At 73.1% G+C, this 14377-nt stretch carries 15 protein-coding genes and 1 pseudogene; 9 read left to right on the forward strand and 7 right to left on the reverse strand.

Annotated elements, in window-relative coordinates:
- Position 1: 1 nt before the first annotated feature.
- Both CCN72_RS10740 and CCN72_RS10745 read left to right on the forward strand, forming a co-directional pair.
- Positions 2-877 carry a M48 family metalloprotease gene (locus tag CCN72_RS10740; RefSeq protein WP_086807321.1) on the forward strand — a complete coding sequence of 292 codons (876 nt, stop codon included), beginning with the start codon at positions 2-4 and terminating at the stop codon, positions 875-877.
- Positions 878-1135: 258 nt separating this feature from the next.
- Complete coding sequence (locus CCN72_RS10745; RefSeq protein ID WP_086807322.1) at positions 1136-2206, forward strand: adenosine deaminase; 1071 nt, start codon at positions 1136-1138, stop codon at positions 2204-2206.
- Here the strand turns inward: CCN72_RS10745 and CCN72_RS10750 are convergent.
- Together CCN72_RS10750 and CCN72_RS10755 are read right to left on the reverse strand one after the other, a co-directional pair.
- Positions 2188-2703 (reverse strand): mycothiol transferase, encoded by a 516-nt coding sequence (locus CCN72_RS10750; protein ID WP_086807348.1) that lies wholly within the window; start codon positions 2701-2703, stop codon positions 2188-2190. The two genes, CCN72_RS10745 and CCN72_RS10750, sit on opposite strands and share 19 nt — an antisense overlap.
- A gap of 43 nt (positions 2704-2746) precedes the next feature.
- Entirely contained in the window at positions 2747-3649 is a 903-nt protein-coding gene (locus tag CCN72_RS10755; protein WP_086807323.1) for a LysR family transcriptional regulator, read from the reverse strand.
- Positions 3650-3757: 108 nt separating this feature from the next.
- Between CCN72_RS10755 and mgrA the strand changes: the two genes are divergently transcribed.
- Positions 3758-4750 (forward strand): L-glyceraldehyde 3-phosphate reductase, encoded by a 993-nt coding sequence (mgrA, locus tag CCN72_RS10760; RefSeq protein ID WP_086807324.1) that lies wholly within the window; start codon positions 3758-3760, stop codon positions 4748-4750.
- A 76-nt stretch (positions 4751-4826) separates the two neighbouring features.
- On the opposite strand, the gene CCN72_RS10765 is transcribed toward mgrA, so the two are convergent.
- A complete protein-coding gene (locus CCN72_RS10765) occupies positions 4827-5210 on the reverse strand; it encodes a nuclear transport factor 2 family protein (RefSeq protein WP_037655623.1) in 384 nt (127 codons plus the stop codon).
- Positions 5211-5526: 316 nt separating this feature from the next.
- Here CCN72_RS10765 and CCN72_RS10770 point away from each other — a divergent pair, with 316 nt between their 5' ends.
- Positions 5527-5937, forward strand: coding sequence for a hypothetical protein (locus CCN72_RS10770; RefSeq protein ID WP_086807325.1), 411 nt, complete (start codon positions 5527-5529; stop codon positions 5935-5937).
- On the opposite strand, the gene CCN72_RS10775 is transcribed toward CCN72_RS10770, so the two are convergent.
- Positions 5890-7191 carry a streptophobe family protein gene (locus CCN72_RS10775; protein ID WP_086807326.1) on the reverse strand — a complete coding sequence of 434 codons (1302 nt, stop codon included), beginning with the start codon at positions 7189-7191 and terminating at the stop codon, positions 5890-5892. The two genes, CCN72_RS10770 and CCN72_RS10775, sit on opposite strands and share 48 nt — an antisense overlap.
- Positions 7192-7385: 194 nt before the next feature.
- Between CCN72_RS10775 and CCN72_RS10780 the strand changes: the two genes are divergently transcribed.
- Positions 7386-7838: an ATP-binding protein gene (locus CCN72_RS10780; RefSeq protein WP_086807327.1), complete on the forward strand. Its 453-nt coding sequence runs from the start codon at positions 7386-7388 to the stop codon at positions 7836-7838.
- A gap of 82 nt (positions 7839-7920) precedes the next feature.
- Here the strand turns inward: CCN72_RS10780 and CCN72_RS10785 are convergent, their stop codons facing one another.
- On the reverse strand, positions 7921-8808 hold the full coding sequence (locus CCN72_RS10785) for an RNA polymerase sigma factor SigF (RefSeq protein WP_086807328.1): 888 nt from the start codon (positions 8806-8808) through the stop codon (positions 7921-7923).
- Between the two features lie 365 nt (positions 8809-9173).
- On the opposite strand from CCN72_RS10785, the gene CCN72_RS10790 reads away from it, so the two are divergent.
- Positions 9174-9656 carry a VOC family protein gene (locus tag CCN72_RS10790; protein WP_086807329.1) on the forward strand — a complete coding sequence of 161 codons (483 nt, stop codon included), beginning with the start codon at positions 9174-9176 and terminating at the stop codon, positions 9654-9656.
- Between the two features lie 36 nt (positions 9657-9692).
- Here the strand turns inward: CCN72_RS10790 and CCN72_RS10795 are convergent, their stop codons facing one another.
- Both CCN72_RS10795 and CCN72_RS10800 read right to left on the reverse strand, forming a co-directional pair.
- Positions 9693-10592, reverse strand: coding sequence for an aminoglycoside phosphotransferase family protein (locus tag CCN72_RS10795; protein WP_086807330.1), 900 nt, complete (start codon positions 10590-10592; stop codon positions 9693-9695).
- Between the two features lie 35 nt (positions 10593-10627).
- The gene (locus CCN72_RS10800; protein ID WP_208637970.1) at positions 10628-11632 is read right to left on the reverse strand and encodes a zinc-binding alcohol dehydrogenase family protein; all 1005 of its coding nucleotides are present in this window, start codon (positions 11630-11632) and stop codon (positions 10628-10630) included.
- Positions 11633-11765: 133 nt separating this feature from the next.
- On the opposite strand from CCN72_RS10800, the gene CCN72_RS10805 reads away from it, so the two are divergent.
- The 3 genes and pseudogenes from CCN72_RS10805 to CCN72_RS10815 all read left to right on the forward strand — a co-directional run bounded on the left by CCN72_RS10805 (position 11766) and on the right by CCN72_RS10815 (position 14348).
- Positions 11766-12560: a VOC family protein gene (locus CCN72_RS10805; RefSeq protein ID WP_086807332.1), complete on the forward strand. Its 795-nt coding sequence runs from the start codon at positions 11766-11768 to the stop codon at positions 12558-12560.
- 45 nt (positions 12561-12605) lie between these two features.
- Positions 12606-13313: a ribonuclease H family protein gene (locus tag CCN72_RS10810; protein ID WP_086807333.1), complete on the forward strand. Its 708-nt coding sequence runs from the start codon at positions 12606-12608 to the stop codon at positions 13311-13313.
- A gap of 65 nt (positions 13314-13378) precedes the next feature.
- Positions 13379-14348: pseudogene (locus CCN72_RS10815) on the forward strand (aldo/keto reductase).
- Positions 14349-14377 lie beyond the last annotated feature (29 nt).

Here is a 14377-nt window from a genome sequence, read left to right on the forward strand (position 1 = left end):
GCTGGCCCGGCGGGCCCTCGCCCGGCTGGCCCCGGCCGCCGCGCTGTGGACCGTCACGGGCTGCGCGGTGGTCCTCGCCGGCTGCTCGCTGGCCGCGCTCGGCGCCTTCGTGCTGATCGGGCTGCTCAGGCTGCCCCTGTTCGCCGCGTTCGGCGAGTTCATCCACCCGCTGCACACCGCCTCCGCCCTGATCGTGGTGCCGGCTGCCGCCACCTCGGTCGGCGTCCTCGCCGTCTGCTGCTGGACCCTCGTCCGCTCGGTGCTGCGCCAGAGCCGGGCCTTCCGGATCGCCCGCACCGAGGCCGGTCGGCGGCCCGCCGCCGGTGATCTGTGCGTGGTGGACTCGCCCCGCCCCGACGCCTACGCGCTGCCCGGCCGCCCGCACCGCATCGTCGTCACCACGGCGATGCTGCGCAGCCTGGACGGGCCCGAGCGGGAGGCGCTGTTCGCGCACGAGCGGGCGCACAACGAGGGCGGCCACCACTACTTCCTCGCCGCCGCCGAACTCGCCGCGCACTGCCATCCCGCGCTGCGACCGGTCCGTACGACCATCCGGCTGGCCGCCGAGCGGGCCGCCGACGAGGCCGCCGCCGCGCGGGTGGGGGACCGGCGGCTGACCGCGCGGGCCATCGCCCGCGCCGCCCTCGCCGGGCATGCCGCCGGTACCCCGCGGCCGGACTTCGCCGCCGCGGCGACCACGGGGCCGGTTCCACAGCGGGTGCAGGCCCTGCTGGGCGCGCCCGGCGGGCCCCGCGCGGGCCGTGCCGTCGCCGCGCTGCTCATCGCCTGCACCGCCCTGTCCGGAGCGGCCGCGGCGGCCGGTCTTGTGGACTTCCATCACCGGGTGGAGGTGGCGCAGGGCGAGGAAGCGCCCTGACGCGGCAGGGCCGGGGCGCCCCGGCGTGAAACCCTCGGGGCCTCTTGAGCGACCCTCGTGCACGGCCTTGCGTGACCCCCTGAACGGCCTTGTCACGACACCCGTCCGACGTCTTCGCGACGCGCGTAGACAACTCCCTGGCAACGCGCGTAGACAAGGATCTGGTTTTACGTATAACCTCACCGGCTAACCAACCCCGTCGGCACCGTCGGCCGTCTGATCGACCCCGGTACAACCCCTGCTGAGGAACGCCCTGCCATGACCGCCCCCCGCATCGACACCGACACCCTCCGCCGCCTCCCCAAGGCCGTGCTGCACGACCACCTCGACGGCGGTCTGCGCCCCGCCACCCTGGTGGAGCTGGCCGCCGAGGTCGGGCACCAGCTGCCCACCACGGACCCGGACGAGCTGGCCGCCTGGTACGTCGAGGCCGCCAACTCCGGTGACCTGGTGCGCTACATCGCCACCTTCGAGCACACCCTCGCCGTGATGCAGACCCGCGAGGGCCTGCTGCGCACCGCCGAGGAGTACGTCCTGGACCTCGCCGCCGACGGCGTGGTCTACGGCGAGGTGCGCTACGCCCCCGAGCTCAACACCCAGGGCGGGCTGAGCCTCGCCGAGGTCGTGGAGAGCGTGCAGGAGGGCCTGGCCGCCGGTATGGCGAAGGCCGCCGCAGCGGGCACCCCGGTGCGCGTCGGCACCCTGCTGTGCGGCATGCGGATGTTCGACCGCGTCGCCGAGGCCGCCGACCTGGCCGTGGCCTACCGGGACGCCGGCGTCGTCGGCTTCGACATCGCCGGTGCCGAGGACGGCTTCCCGCCCGCCGACCACCTGGCCGCCTTCGAGCACCTGCGCCGCGAGAGCGTGCCCTTCACCATCCACGCCGGCGAGGCGTACGGCCTGCCCAGCATCCACCAGGCGGTCCAGGTGTGCGGCGCCCAGCGCATCGGACACGGTGTGCGGCTGACCGAGGACATCGTGGACGGCAAGCTCGGCCGACTCGCCTCCTGGGTGCGCGACCGCCGGATCGCCCTGGAGATGTGCCCCACCTCCAACCTCCAGACCGGCTGCGCCACCTCGATCGCCGAGCACCCGATCACCGCGCTGAAGGACCTCGGCTTCCGGGTCACCCTGAACACCGACAACCGGCTGGTGTCGGGCACCACGATGACCCGGGAGATGGCGCTGCTGGTCGAGGAGGCCGGCTGGGGCGTCGAGGACCTGCGGACCGTCACGGTGAACGCGCTCAAGAGCGCGTTCATCCCGTTCGACGAGCGCACGGCCCTCATCGAGGACGTGGTCCTGCCCGGCTACGCCGCCGCGCTCTGAACCAGCCCCTTGAGGTAGGCGGCCTGTCCGATGTGCTGGAGATCGTCGGACAGGACGCTCACCAGGCGGACGCCGAGCGTGACCGGCGGATCCCAGCGCTCGTCCACGACGCCTTCGAGATCCTTGGCGGCCAGTGAGCGCAGCGCGCCCAGCGTCCGCTCGTGCACCGCGTCGTAGTAGCCGGTCAGCAGGTCGGCGCTCGCCACCCGCACCTTCGCGACCTTGGCCGGGGTGTGCCCGTAGCCGGTGTCGGCGCGCGGCAGATCGAGTCCGAACCGCTTCTCCCAGCCGTCGGTGAGCCACACCTGGTCGAGGCCGAAGGCGTCGGCGATGTGGTCGTCCTGCACCCGGGTGAGATGCCAGACCAGCCAGGCGATGGTGTTGGCGCCCGGGGCCGGGCTGTGGTGCAGCTCGTCCGGTCCGAGGCCGTCGACGGTGTCGTGGACTTCTTCCTGGATGCGGCCGTAGCCGTCGATGAGGATGTCCTTGGCATGCATACCGTCCACCATCACAGATGGACGGCGCGGTCGCGTCCGCAGTTCAGGACGACCGGTACGGTGCCAGGCCCTCCGCCTCCAGCAGTGCGAGGAGGGCCCGGGCCGCGGGGCTGGTGGAGTGCTCGTGCGGCAGCAGGGCCACCGTCTCGTACGCCGCCTCGCCCGTCCCCTTGAGCGGCAGCGCGGTCAGCGTGGGCCGCTTGTGCCGGAAGTGCCGGGGCACGACCGCGATGCCCAGGTTCTCGTCCACCAGGTCGAGCAGCGTGTGCACGTCGTTGACCTCCAGCGCGACCGTGCGCCGTACCCCCGCCGCGGCGAAGGCGGCGTCGGTGGCGCGGCGCGGACCCCAGTCCGGATGGAAGTCGACGAAGACCTCACCGGCGAGGTCGTCCGGGCACAGCAGCGTCCCGGTCGCGGCGAGCCGGTGCCGGGGGTGGCACAGCACGGTCATCGGCTCGCTGGTCAGCGACACCGAGCGGAGCTGGTCGCCGTCCGCCCGGGTGCGGTACGCGAAGGCCAGGTCGAGGCGCCCCGCCGCGACCTCCTCCGCCAGCGCGCCCGAGCCCGCCTGGCGCAGCCGGATCTCCACGTCCGGGTGCTCGCGCCGGAACGCGGCCAGCAGCCGGGCCACATGCACTCCGGCGATGCACTGCTCGGTGCCCAGCGCCAGCGTGCCGCGCAGCACGCCCTGCACCGCCGCGACCGCCTCGTGCGCCGCGCGCACCTGCGCGAGGATCCGCTCGGCCTCCACCAGCAGCGCCCGTCCCGCCTCGGTCAGCGTCACCCGTCGTGTGGTGCGCACGAACAGCGGTGCCCGCAGCTCGCGTTCCAGCGCCCGGATGGACGCGGACAGGCCCGACTGGGACACCATCAGCCGCTCGGCGGCCCGGGTGAAGTGCTGGTCCTCGGCGACCGCGACGAAGTGCTGGAGATGGCGCAGTTCCATGATTGAGCAGCCTAGCCGCTCAATTCCATCCGATTCTCCCATTGGACCGCAGGCCGCCGCCCGGGGAATCCTGGACCGGAAGATCCGTGCCCACCCCCTGGAGTCGCGTTGTACACCGCATCCCCCGACCGTTACGCCGAGATGCCCTACCGGCGCACCGGACGCAGCGGCCTCAAGCTCCCCGCGCTGTCGCTCGGCCTGTGGCACAACTTCGGACCCGACCGCCCCGAGGAGACCCAGCGGGAAATCCTGCGCCGCGCCCTCGACCTCGGCGTCACCCACTTCGACCTGGCCAACAACTACGGCCCGCCGCCCGGCGCCGCCGAGTCCGCGCTCGGCGCCGCCCTCGCCGCGGACCTCGCGCCCTACCGCGACGAACTGGTCATCTCCACCAAGGCCGGCTACCTCATGTGGCCAGGACCGTACGGCGAATGGGGCTCGCGCAAGTACCTGCTCGCCTCGCTCGACCAGAGCCTTGCGCGGATGGGCCTGGAGTACGTCGACATCTTCTACTCGCACCGCCCCGACCCGGACACTCCGCTGGAGGAGACGATGGGCGCCCTGCACACGGCGGTCCAGCAGGGCAAGGCGCTCTACGTCGGCGTCTCCAACTACTCCGCCGAGCAGACCCGAAAGGCCGCCCGCATCCTCGCCGACCTCGGCACCCCGCTCCTCATCCACCAGCCGCGCTACTCGATGCTCGACCGGCGCCCCGAGGACGAGGGCCTGCTCGACGCCCTGGACGAACTGCGGGTCGGCTCCATCGTCTACTCCCCGCTGGAGCAGGGCCTGCTCACCGGCCGCTATCTGAGGGGCGTCCCGGAGGGCTCCCGCGCCGCCGGCGACAGCCCCTTCCTCAAGCCCGAGGCGATCACCGAGGACCTCGTCGGACGGCTGCGCGCGCTCCAGGAGATCGCCGAGTCCCGCGGCCAGAGCCTCGCCCAGCTGGCCCTCGCCTGGGTGCTGCGCGGCGGCAGGGTCACCTCCGCCCTGGTCGGCGCGAGCAGCGCCCGCCAGCTGGAGGACAGCGTCGGCGCCCTGCGCAACCTGGACTTCGACGCGGCGGAACTGAAGCGGATCGACGCGATCGTACGGCCGTAGCGCCGCACCCCTCGCGCCGACCCCCGCACGCGGCCCGGCCGCCGCCCCACCCGGGGCGGGGCCGGGCCGCGTGCCGTCACGCACCCGCGGGGACCCGGTCCAGGAACCCCAGGACCTGGCGGATACGGCCCTCGCCGTCCAGCGTGACCACGTCGAACCCGGCGACCGGCGCCGAGCCGTCGGCCTCGTTCACCAGCTCCCAGCCGAAGCGCGCGGTGTCGTGGTGCCCGTCCACCGTGCCGAGCGGGCGGAAGACGAACCCCGGGAACTGCTCGTGGGCCGCGGCGATCACGGCCGCCACGCCCTCGTGCCCGCGGACGTCGGCGAGCGGGTCGGTGTAGGAGCCGTCCGCTGCCCAGGCGGCGGCGACCGCCTTGCGCAGCGCCTCCGGCTCGGTGGCGTTCCAGGCCTCGAAGTAACGCGCGGCGGCGGTCTCGTAGCGTTCGGTGTTCACGGACATGGTGAATCAGCCTCCATCGGAGTCGTCTGCGCTGGTCGGAACCCGGATCGGGGTTTCGCCGACCCGGTGGAACCACCATGCCCGAGGGGTGCCCGGGAGGTCGATTACCTCCGGGGTCATGCCCGTGGCGCCCGGCGGGACCCCATCATTTCGACCAAAAAGGGTGGGGAATATGCCAGCAGAGTGGCCGGAAAGTTGTGGTGACAGTGTTTCGGCCGTGGCGATACTCGAACAGCGAGGGGCACTTCACCGCACGGAGCCGCACGGAGAGCGAGGTCCGCCCGGCACACCGGACGAGGCGACGGGGGAGTGATACGTGCACGACGAATTCCTGTGCCATGTCACGGCATACGGGGTGTGCGGCGGCCGGCGTATCGGCGTACCGCTCGGCACCTACCGTGCGCCGACCCTGGCACTGGCTCTGTGGTGGCTGCGCGACCGCGCGTCCTGGATCGCCGAGCGGCTCGACCCCACTCCGGAGGCCGCCCCCTTTCCGGCGGGGGCGCTGGTGCCGGTCGCGGAGACGGTCGCCGACGTCCCCACGCTGCTGCGCGCCTGGTGCGCCGACGACGGCCAACAGGAGCGCGTGGCCGAGGAGTTGGCGGATGGGCGGCTGGTGCGGATCGCCGCGAACGACGACACCACCGAGTACGAACTGCTCGCCGAGTCCGTCGACGCCCTACGGATGCAGCGCACCGTCCCCGCGCTCGTGGTGCCCATCGGGTGACCGCCGCCCGCGGCGCGCCACCGGGGCGAGCAGAGCGCCGAGGAACCCGGCGACCAGCCCCCACAGCGCGCCCAGGCCCACCGCCTGCCAGATCCGCGGCCGCAGCAGCAGCTCCCCGGACAGCCCGCCGCCCAGGTCGCCGATGCCGAGCAGGGACAGCCCGTAGTGCGCGGAGATCCGGCACAGCAGGCAGATCGCGAGCAGGGTGAGGGCGAGCGCGACGGCGAGCCGCACGGCGTGCAGCCATGGCGGGGTCCGGGACGGTGAGCGCAGGGCCGCCCGGACGGCGACCCCGAGCAGCAGCACTCCGGCCGCCACCGGCAGCCAGGCCATCCGGCCGTCGTACTCCGTCAGGGTGCGCAGATTGACCTCCGAGACGTCGGGGGTGCGCAGCAGCACGTCCAGGATGTGCGGTACCGGCAGCCCGAACGGGCCGTCCACCCGGCCGTTCCAGGTCGCGCCGAGGCCGACGGTCAGCGCGGGCCAGACCAGGTTGGGCAGGCCGAGCAGGATCAGTGCGAACGTCGTCCGCGCATGCCCCCGGGAGGCCGCCGTGACGAGCGCGACCACGAGGCCCACGACGACCGCGGCCAGCAGCAGCTCCACCATCGCGCGGGCGACGGGACGCGCCCGCTCCCGCCACCGCGGCAGCCGCCCCGGCAGCGGCACCCGGCGCGCCGCCAGCAGCGCCACCACCAGCACCCCGGCCAGCCACAGCAGCGCGAACAGCACGGTCGGCGGCACGTCCGCGACGAACCCGATCCGCGGCTCCGCCTCGAAGAGCGAGGTCAGATCGTTGAGCGTGCCGCTGCCCACGTCCACCGCGAACGTCTCCCGGGCCGCGAAAGCGAGCCCGGTCAGCGCCGGCAGCCACAGCACGACGATCCGCGCGGCCCACCGGGCCAGTTCCCCGGCCGAGGCGACCGTCCGGTGCCGCAGCGGGCGCAGAAAGCCCGCGCCGACCACCAGGGCACCGGCCAGCGCCACCGACAGGGGGAGTACGGTGATCCCGGCCTCGGTCCTGGCCAGGGCGCCCGCGTCGCCGGCGAGCCGGATGCTGCCGCCGACCGCCGTCACCACGGTCGCCGCCAGCACCCGGGGGAACGCGCCGTCCGGCAGTCCCGCCGCACCCGCCGCCCAGAGTCCGGCCGCGGCCACCAGCACCATCACCGCGAGCCCGGTCAGCACCACGGCCAGCGCCTGGGGCCAGCTGTGCCGGGCGGCGGGCCGCGCGGAGACGGTCAGGGGGCTCACGCCTGCCACGCTAAGCAGCGGCCGGGCACCCCGCCCGCCGGGTGGTCCGTCCGCGCCGCGGGCAGGCCGGGGCCGTGACGCTCGCCACTGTGCGCGGTCGGCGTACGCCTGGACTGCGGGGCGCGGCTCGGGGTAAGAGGACTGGTGCGAATACGGCCGAACGGACCGGGCCCGTGGCCCGCGAGAGAGACAGCATGACCGAGCATCTGGGCGGGGCAGTGATACCGACCGGTTTCGACGTACCCGTCGAGCCGCTGAGACGCGCGACGCATTTCACCGGCGAGCCCGGCTGCATCGCCGAGGCACGGGCCTTCGCGGCCCAGTTCCTGGAACAGCTGCGCACCGAGTGGTGCGCCGACATCGACCGCGGCGCGGACGGGGAGCTGCTCCTGCTGGTGAGCGAGCTGGTCACCAACGCCGACCGGCACAGCGACGGCCCCTACATCCTGGAGCTGGAGGGCACCGACACCGCCGTCACGGTGTCCGTCTGCGACAGCAGTACGGCGCTTCCCCAGCTCTTCCCGAAGAACCCGCAGCGCATCGGGCGGCACGGCCTGGAGATCGTGCACGCGCTCGCCACCGAGGTCGCCGTCGAGCGGGTCCCGGTCGGCAAACGGGTGATCGCCCGCTTCGCGCTGCGACGCTGAACGCCCGGACCGTCTCGGTGCCGGGCGTTCAACGTGCGTTCAGCGGGTGCGGGAAACCCTGTTGCTTCGATCGCCTCGCGGCTCAGGCGCAGCCCAGCTCGCCCAGCATCCCCTGCCGCAGCCGGGTGATGATCCGCTTGATCAGCCGTGAGACATGCATCTGGGAGCAGCCGAGCCGTTCCCCGATCTCCGCCTGGGTGGCCTCCTCCACGAACCGCAGATGGATGATCTGCCGGTCCCGCTCGCTCAGCTCCGCCATCAGCGGCGCCAGCGCGTGGAAGTCCTCCACCAGGCGCAGCCCCTCCTCCTCCACCCCGATGAAGTCGGCGAGCACCGCCTCGCCGTCCTCCGGGCCGTCACCCGTGAGCGCGGCGTCCAGCGAGGAGGAGTTGTAGCCGTTGGCGGCGAGCTGCCCCTCCAGCACCTGCTCCTCGGAGAGGTTCATCAAGGTGGCAAGCTCGGCGACCGTCGGATCCCGGTCCAGGCGGCTGGACAGCTCCTCGCGCGCCTTGGCCAGCTCCACCCGCAGCTCCTGGAGCCGCCGCGGGACGTGCACCGCCCAGGTGGTGTCGCGGAAGAACCGCTTGATCTCGCCGACGATGTACGGCAGCGCGAAGGAGGTGAACTCCACCTCCCGGGACAGCTCGAACCGGTCGATGGCCTTGATCAGCCCGATCATGCCGGTCTGGACGATGTCCTCCATGTCGTCGCCGCGGCCCCGGAAACGGCCGGCCGCGAACCGCACCAGCGACATGTTCATCTCGATCAGGGTGTTGCGCGCGTACTGGTACTCGTGGGTCCCCTCCTCCAGCTCGGTCAGCCGGCGGAAGAACTGGCGGGACAGCTGACGCGCGTCCCGCGGGGCCACGGACGTGGGGTCTGCGATGCCGGGCAGAGTCCCCGTGTCCGTCCCGTCCTGCTCGGTCCTCTCGACGACCACTGTCTGCGACCGCATGCCGGCGGTATCCATTACCTCTCCCACGAAAGTCACGGTTCGACGTCTGCCCTTTTCGGCCTCTGCGTCCGGTCCCTGCGCTGTTGTGTCCTCGGCGCGTACCCCGGATCCGGCAGATCATTCCTACCGGTGGGGTCGCTCACGGCGCGGGTACCCCCGGTGACTCGGCGCATGCCCACCTCGTACGGCACTGGCTGGAAACCGACGTTCCGGCCGGGCCCGCACGACTGAGCGGCCGCCCCCCGGCCGTGCGATATTTCCCCGTAGCTCCGGGAAGAACGCCCGCACGCCCCCGGTCGGAGCGAAAGGCCGCACCGATGAGTTTTCGGCCGTGCGCCGGTCTGCACCCCGACCGTGTTTCCCCCATCCAGGAGGTGCTCATGACCACCGACGGTTTCACCACATGCCTCTGGTTCGACGGCCGGGCGGAGGAGGCCGCGCACTACTACGTGTCGATCTTCGAGAACTCCCGCGTGGAACGGGTCGGCCGCCACACCGACGCGGGACCCGGCCCGGCGGGCTCCGTGCTGGCGGTCGAGTTCACGGCCAACGGCCAGCGGTTCATGGCGCTCAACGGCGGCCCCCAGTTCACCTTCAACGAGTCGGTCTCCTTCCAGATCTTCTGCTCCGACCAGCAGGAGATCGACCACTACTGGAACCGGCTCACCGAGAACGGCGGCGAGGGCGGCTCGTGCAGCTGGCTCAAGGACAAGTACGGCGTGTCCTGGCAGGTCGTCTACGACCGGCTGCTCGACCTGCTGAACGACCCCGACCCGGAGAAGTCCGCCCGCGTGGCCCGCGCCATGATGAGCATGGGCAAGCTGGACGTCGCCGCCCTGGAGAAGGCCTACGCGGGGGACTGACACCAGGGACCGACACGGGGGACCGGCCTCGGTGCCTCACCCGGCCTCGGTGAGGATCTCGGCGATCACATGCCGGGAGTTCTCCGCCAGGGCCGGGTTGGTGTCCCAGTAGTACGGCAGCTGGATCAGCGCGACCGACAGCGCCCAGCCCCGCCCCCGCGCCCACTCGGCCTCGTCCGCGCCGACCGCCTCCCGGAAGACGCCCCGCACGGAGGCGGGCAGCAGGTTCCACGCCGGCATGAGGTCCACCGCCGGATCGCCCACCCCCGCACAGCCGAAGTCGATGACCGCGCCGAGCCGCCCCCCGTCGACCAGCACATTGCCGGGGGACAGATCGCCGTGGGCCCACTCGGGCGGCCCGCCGTGCTCCGGGACGGAAACCGCCCGCTCCCACAGCTCCGTGACCGCCCGCGCGTCCACCCGGTCGCCCAGCTCGGCGACCGCCGCGCGGGTGGGCTCGTCCCGCTCGGGCAGGGGCCCGCCCCGGTAGCCGGTCGGCGCGCCGTCCGCCTCGACGCGTCGCAGCGCCCTGACGAACAGCCCCAACTCCTCGGCCAGCAGCTCCGGTTGCTCCACCGCCCCGGCCACCGGATTCGTCCCCGCGAGCCAGCGGTAGACGGACCAGGGCCAGGGAAAGTCCTCGTCCGGCTCACCCGCCCCCACCGGCTCGGGTACGGCCACCGGGAGCCGCGGCCCCAGCAGGGGCAGCCAGCGCCGCTCGTGCGCCAGGTCCGGCACCGCCCCGGGACGCCGGGGGAGCCGTACCACCAGCTCGCCGCCCAGCCGGAACATGGCGTTCTCGGTGCCCCAGGAGGCGAGCCGGCGTACCGGCAGCGCGGACCAGTGCGGAAAGCGGCGCGCGATCAGGCGCCGGACCAGCGGGGCGTCGAGATCCAGTTCGTCGGCGTGCATCCTCGGTGTGTCCACAGCGGCCATCCGAGCGCGCCGACGCCCTTGCTGTCGAGGGAATTTCAGCGCCCAGGCACCAGCACCGCGGCGCCGTCGAAGCGGCCCGCCTTCAGATCGCGCAGCGCCTTCGGGGCTTGGTCGAGCGGATAGGGATGGGTGGTCGCGCGGACGCCGTAGCGGGCCGCCAGAGTGAGGAACTCCCGCCCGTCCGCACGGGTGTTGGCGGTGACGCTGCGCAACTCCTTCTCGTAGAACAGGTCCGTCTCGTAGCGCAGCGGCGGTACGTCGCTGAGGTGGATGCCCGCCACCGCCAGCACCCCGCCCCGGTCCAGGGCGCGCAGCGCGACCGGCACCAGATCACCGACCGGCGCGAAGAGGATCGCCGCGTCCAGCGGCTCCGGCGGCTTCTCGTCCAGGTCCCGCGCGGAGGCCGCGCCCAGCTCCAGGGCGAGCCGCCGCGAGACCTCGTCCCGGGTGATCACATGCACCGTGGCGCCCTCGGCGAGCGCGACCTGCGCGCACAGATGGGCGCTGCCCCCGAAGCCGTACAGGCCAAGGCGCCCGCCCCGCGGCAGCGCGGAACGGCGCAGCGCGCGGAAGCCGATGATCCCGGCGCACAGCAGCGGCGCCGCCGACACATCGTCCAGCGCCTCGGGCAGCCGGTAGGCGAAGGCGGCCGGCACCGTCGTGTACTCGGCGTAGCCGCCGTCCGCGTCCCACCCGGTGTACCGGGAGCGCGGGCACAGATTCTCGGCGCCCCGCGCGCAGTAGCCGCACACCCCGTCGGTGCGGCGCAGCCAGGCCACGCCCACCCGGTCGCCCGGCGCGAAGCCGAACACCTGCGAGCCGAGCCCCGCCACCTCGCCGACCACCTCGTGCCCGGGTGTCACCCCGGCCCGGCGCACCGGCAGCTCGCCCTCGGTGACATGCAGATCGGTCCGGCACACCCCGCACGCCCGCACCCGCACCAGCAGCTCGTCCGGACCCGGGGCGGGCACCGGCCGCTCCACCAGCTCCAGCGGCTCGCCCTCGACCGGTCCCGGCGCCACCACCGACCACGCCCGCATCGTCATCGCCCAAGCCCTTCCGCAGACGGCCCCCGTCCAGTGTCCGACAGCGCCCCGCTCGGCGCGCGGCCCGGCCGGGGGCTGGCTAGCGTGAGCAGGCGGGGGCCCCGACGACTCCAGGAGGGCGGCGAACATGGCCGTACATCCCGAGGGAACGCCCTGCTGGGCCGATGCGATGTTCACCGACCTGGAGAGCGCCAAGAAGTTCTACGGAGAGGTCCTCGGCTGGACCTTCGGCGACTCCACGGCGGAGTACGGCCACTACACGCAGGCATCCGCCGACGGCAAGGCCGTCGCCGCCGTCGTCCCGCCGATGCCCGGCCAGGAGGGCCAGTCGCGGTGGTGCCTGTACCTTGCCTCGCCGGACGCCGCCGCCACGGCCGAGAAGGTACGGCGGCACGGCGGTGACGTACTGATGGAGCCCATGCGGGTTGGCGACTTCGGCACCATGTGCCTGGCCCGCGAGCCCAGCGGGGCCGTGTTCGGGGTGTGGCAGGCGGGCACCCACGAGGGCTTCGAGGCGACGGCGGTGCCGGGCGCCTACTGCTGGGCCGAGGTGTTCACCCGCGAACCCGAGAAGGCGGACGCGTTCTTCCGCGCGGTCTTCCCGTACCGCACCAAGGACATCGTGGACGACGCGGTGGACTTCCGGATGTTCGCGGTGGGGGAGGACACCGTGCTCGGACGGATGCGGATGACCGACGACTTCCCGCCCGAGGTGCCCTCGTACCTCAATGTCTACTTCACCGTCGCCGACTGCGACGCGGCCGTCGCCGCGGCGACCCGGCTCGGCGGCACCGTCTGCTTCGGGCCGATGAGCAGCCCCTTCGGCCGGTTCGCGACGATCAGCGATCCCCAGGGCGCCGACTTCTCGGTGATCGACATCACGACCACCGAGGGCGAGCTGCCCCGGATCAAGGACGCCTGAGCGAGGGCCTCGCCGGGTCGGTCGGGGCACCGGCGCCGCCATGGGATGATCGTGCGCATGCGTGAACGAGTGGTGGCCGCGTGCGACGGGGCTTCGAAGGGAAACCCCGGACCGGCCGGATGGGCGTGGGTGGTCTCGGACGACGACGAGCGGACGCCCGCTCGCTGGGAGGCGGGCCCGCTGGGCCGGGCCACCAACAACGTCGCCGAACTCACCGCCCTGGAGCGGCTGTTGAGCTCCGTCGACCCCGCCGTCGAGCTGGAGATCCGGATGGACTCCCAGTACGCGATGAAGGCCGTCACCACCTGGCTGCCCGGCTGGAAGCGCAACGGCTGGAAGACGTCAGGGGGCAAGCCGGTCGCCAACCAGGAGCTGGTGGTCAGCATCGACGCGCTCCTGGAGGGCCGCTCGGTGGAGTTCCGCTACGTCCCGGCCCACCAGGTCGACGGCGACCCGCTCAACGACTTCGCCGACCGCGCGGCCAGCCAGGCCGCCGTCGTGCAGGAGCCGGCGGGCAGCGAGCTGGGCTCGCCGGTGCCGCCGCCCTCGCCCGACACGCCCAAGTCGGGCGCCCCGCGCAAGAAGACGGCCCGCCGCACCGGGGGCGCGTCCGCCGCGTCCTCCTCGTCGCGCACCATCAAGGCGAAGTTCCCCGGGCGCTGCCTGTGCGGCCGCTCCTACGCGGCGGGCGAGTCCATCGCCAAGAACGCGCAGGGCTGGGGCCACCCGGAGTGCCGCACGGCCGAGGCCTGAGCGGGCCGCCGCCCCGAGCGACCCGGCCTCCCGTGGGAGCGGGCGCCGGGTGACAGACTGTCGCCATGGACGAACGTGTAATCGACAGATCGGGTCAGTGGGCGTCGGCGATCGGACTCGGCACCTGGCAGCTGGGCGCGGACTGGGGCGATGTGGCCGAGAAGGACGCCCTGGCCGTCCTGGAGGCCGCCGCCGAGTCCGGGGTCACCTTCTTCGACACCGCCGACGTCTATGGCGACGGGCGCAGCGAGCAGACCATCGCCGCCTTCCTCAGCGGCCGCCCCGATCTGCATGTGCTGGTGGCCACCAAGATGGGCCGCCGCGTCGACCAGCTCCCCGAGAACTACGTCCTCGACAACTTCCGCGCCTGGAACGACCGTTCGCGGCGCAACCTCGGCGTGGACCGGATCGACCTGGTGCAGCTGCACTGCCCGCCCACCCCCGTCTACTCCACCGACGCGGTCTACGACGCGCTGGACACCCTGGTCGATGAGGAGCGCATCGCCGCGTACGGGGTGAGCGTGGAGACCTGCGCGGAGGCGCTGGCCGCGATCGCCCGGCCGCACGTGGCCAGTGTGCAGATCATCCTCAACCCGTTCCGGATGAAGCCGCTGCGCGAGGTGCTGCCCGCCGCCCGCGCGGCCGGTGTCGGCATCATCGCCCGGGTGCCGCTCGCCTCCGGGCTGCTGTCCGGCAAGTACACCAAGGACACCGTCTTCGCCGCGAACGACCACCGCACCTTCAACCGGCACGGCGAGGCGTTCGACCAGGGCGAGACCTTCTCCGGCGTCGACTACGAGACCGGTGTGGAGGCCGCCGCCGAGTTCGCGGCGCTCGCCCCCGAGGGCTACACCCCGGCCCAGCTGGCGCTGCGCTGGATCATCGAGCAGGACGGCGTCACCACGGTCATCCCCGGCGCCCGCAACCCCGAGCAGGCCCGCGCCAACGCGGCCGCCGCGAAGCTGCCCCCGCTGCCGCCCCAGACGTTCACCGCGATCCGNNCGGATCGCGGAGCAGGTCGAGCACCGCTGGTAGCCGCGCGCGTGCGCACCGTTTGAAGGCGT

It is taken from the genome of Streptomyces murinus, from assembly GCF_002154555.1.
GTDB lineage: Bacteria > Actinomycetota > Actinomycetes > Streptomycetales > Streptomycetaceae > Streptomyces > Streptomyces murinus.

Bases quoted from the DNA above. Each gene is read 5' to 3' on its own strand.
- CCN72_RS10745 (WP_086807322.1), top strand. From the start codon at position 1,136: ATGACCGCCCCCCGCATCGACACCGACACCCTCCGCCGCCTCCCCAAG.
- CCN72_RS10750 (WP_086807348.1), bottom strand. From the start codon at position 2,703: ATGCATGCCAAGGACATCCTCATCGACGGCTACGGCCGCATCCAGGAA.
- CCN72_RS10755 (WP_086807323.1), bottom strand. From the start codon at position 3,649: ATGGAACTGCGCCATCTCCAGCACTTCGTCGCGGTCGCCGAGGACCAG.
- CCN72_RS10765 (WP_037655623.1), bottom strand. From the start codon at position 5,210: ATGTCCGTGAACACCGAACGCTACGAGACCGCCGCCGCGCGTTACTTC.
- CCN72_RS10780 (WP_086807327.1), top strand. From the start codon at position 7,386: ATGACCGAGCATCTGGGCGGGGCAGTGATACCGACCGGTTTCGACGTA.
- CCN72_RS10785 (WP_086807328.1), bottom strand. From the start codon at position 8,808: ATGGATACCGCCGGCATGCGGTCGCAGACAGTGGTCGTCGAGAGGACC.
- CCN72_RS10790 (WP_086807329.1), top strand. From the start codon at position 9,174: ATGACCACCGACGGTTTCACCACATGCCTCTGGTTCGACGGCCGGGCG.
- CCN72_RS10795 (WP_086807330.1), bottom strand. From the start codon at position 10,592: ATGGCCGCTGTGGACACACCGAGGATGCACGCCGACGAACTGGATCTC.
- CCN72_RS10800 (WP_208637970.1), bottom strand. From the start codon at position 11,632: ATGCGGGCGTGGTCGGTGGTGGCGCCGGGACCGGTCGAGGGCGAGCCG.
- CCN72_RS10805 (WP_086807332.1), top strand. From the start codon at position 11,766: ATGGCCGTACATCCCGAGGGAACGCCCTGCTGGGCCGATGCGATGTTC.
- CCN72_RS10810 (WP_086807333.1), top strand. From the start codon at position 12,606: ATGATCGTGCGCATGCGTGAACGAGTGGTGGCCGCGTGCGACGGGGCT.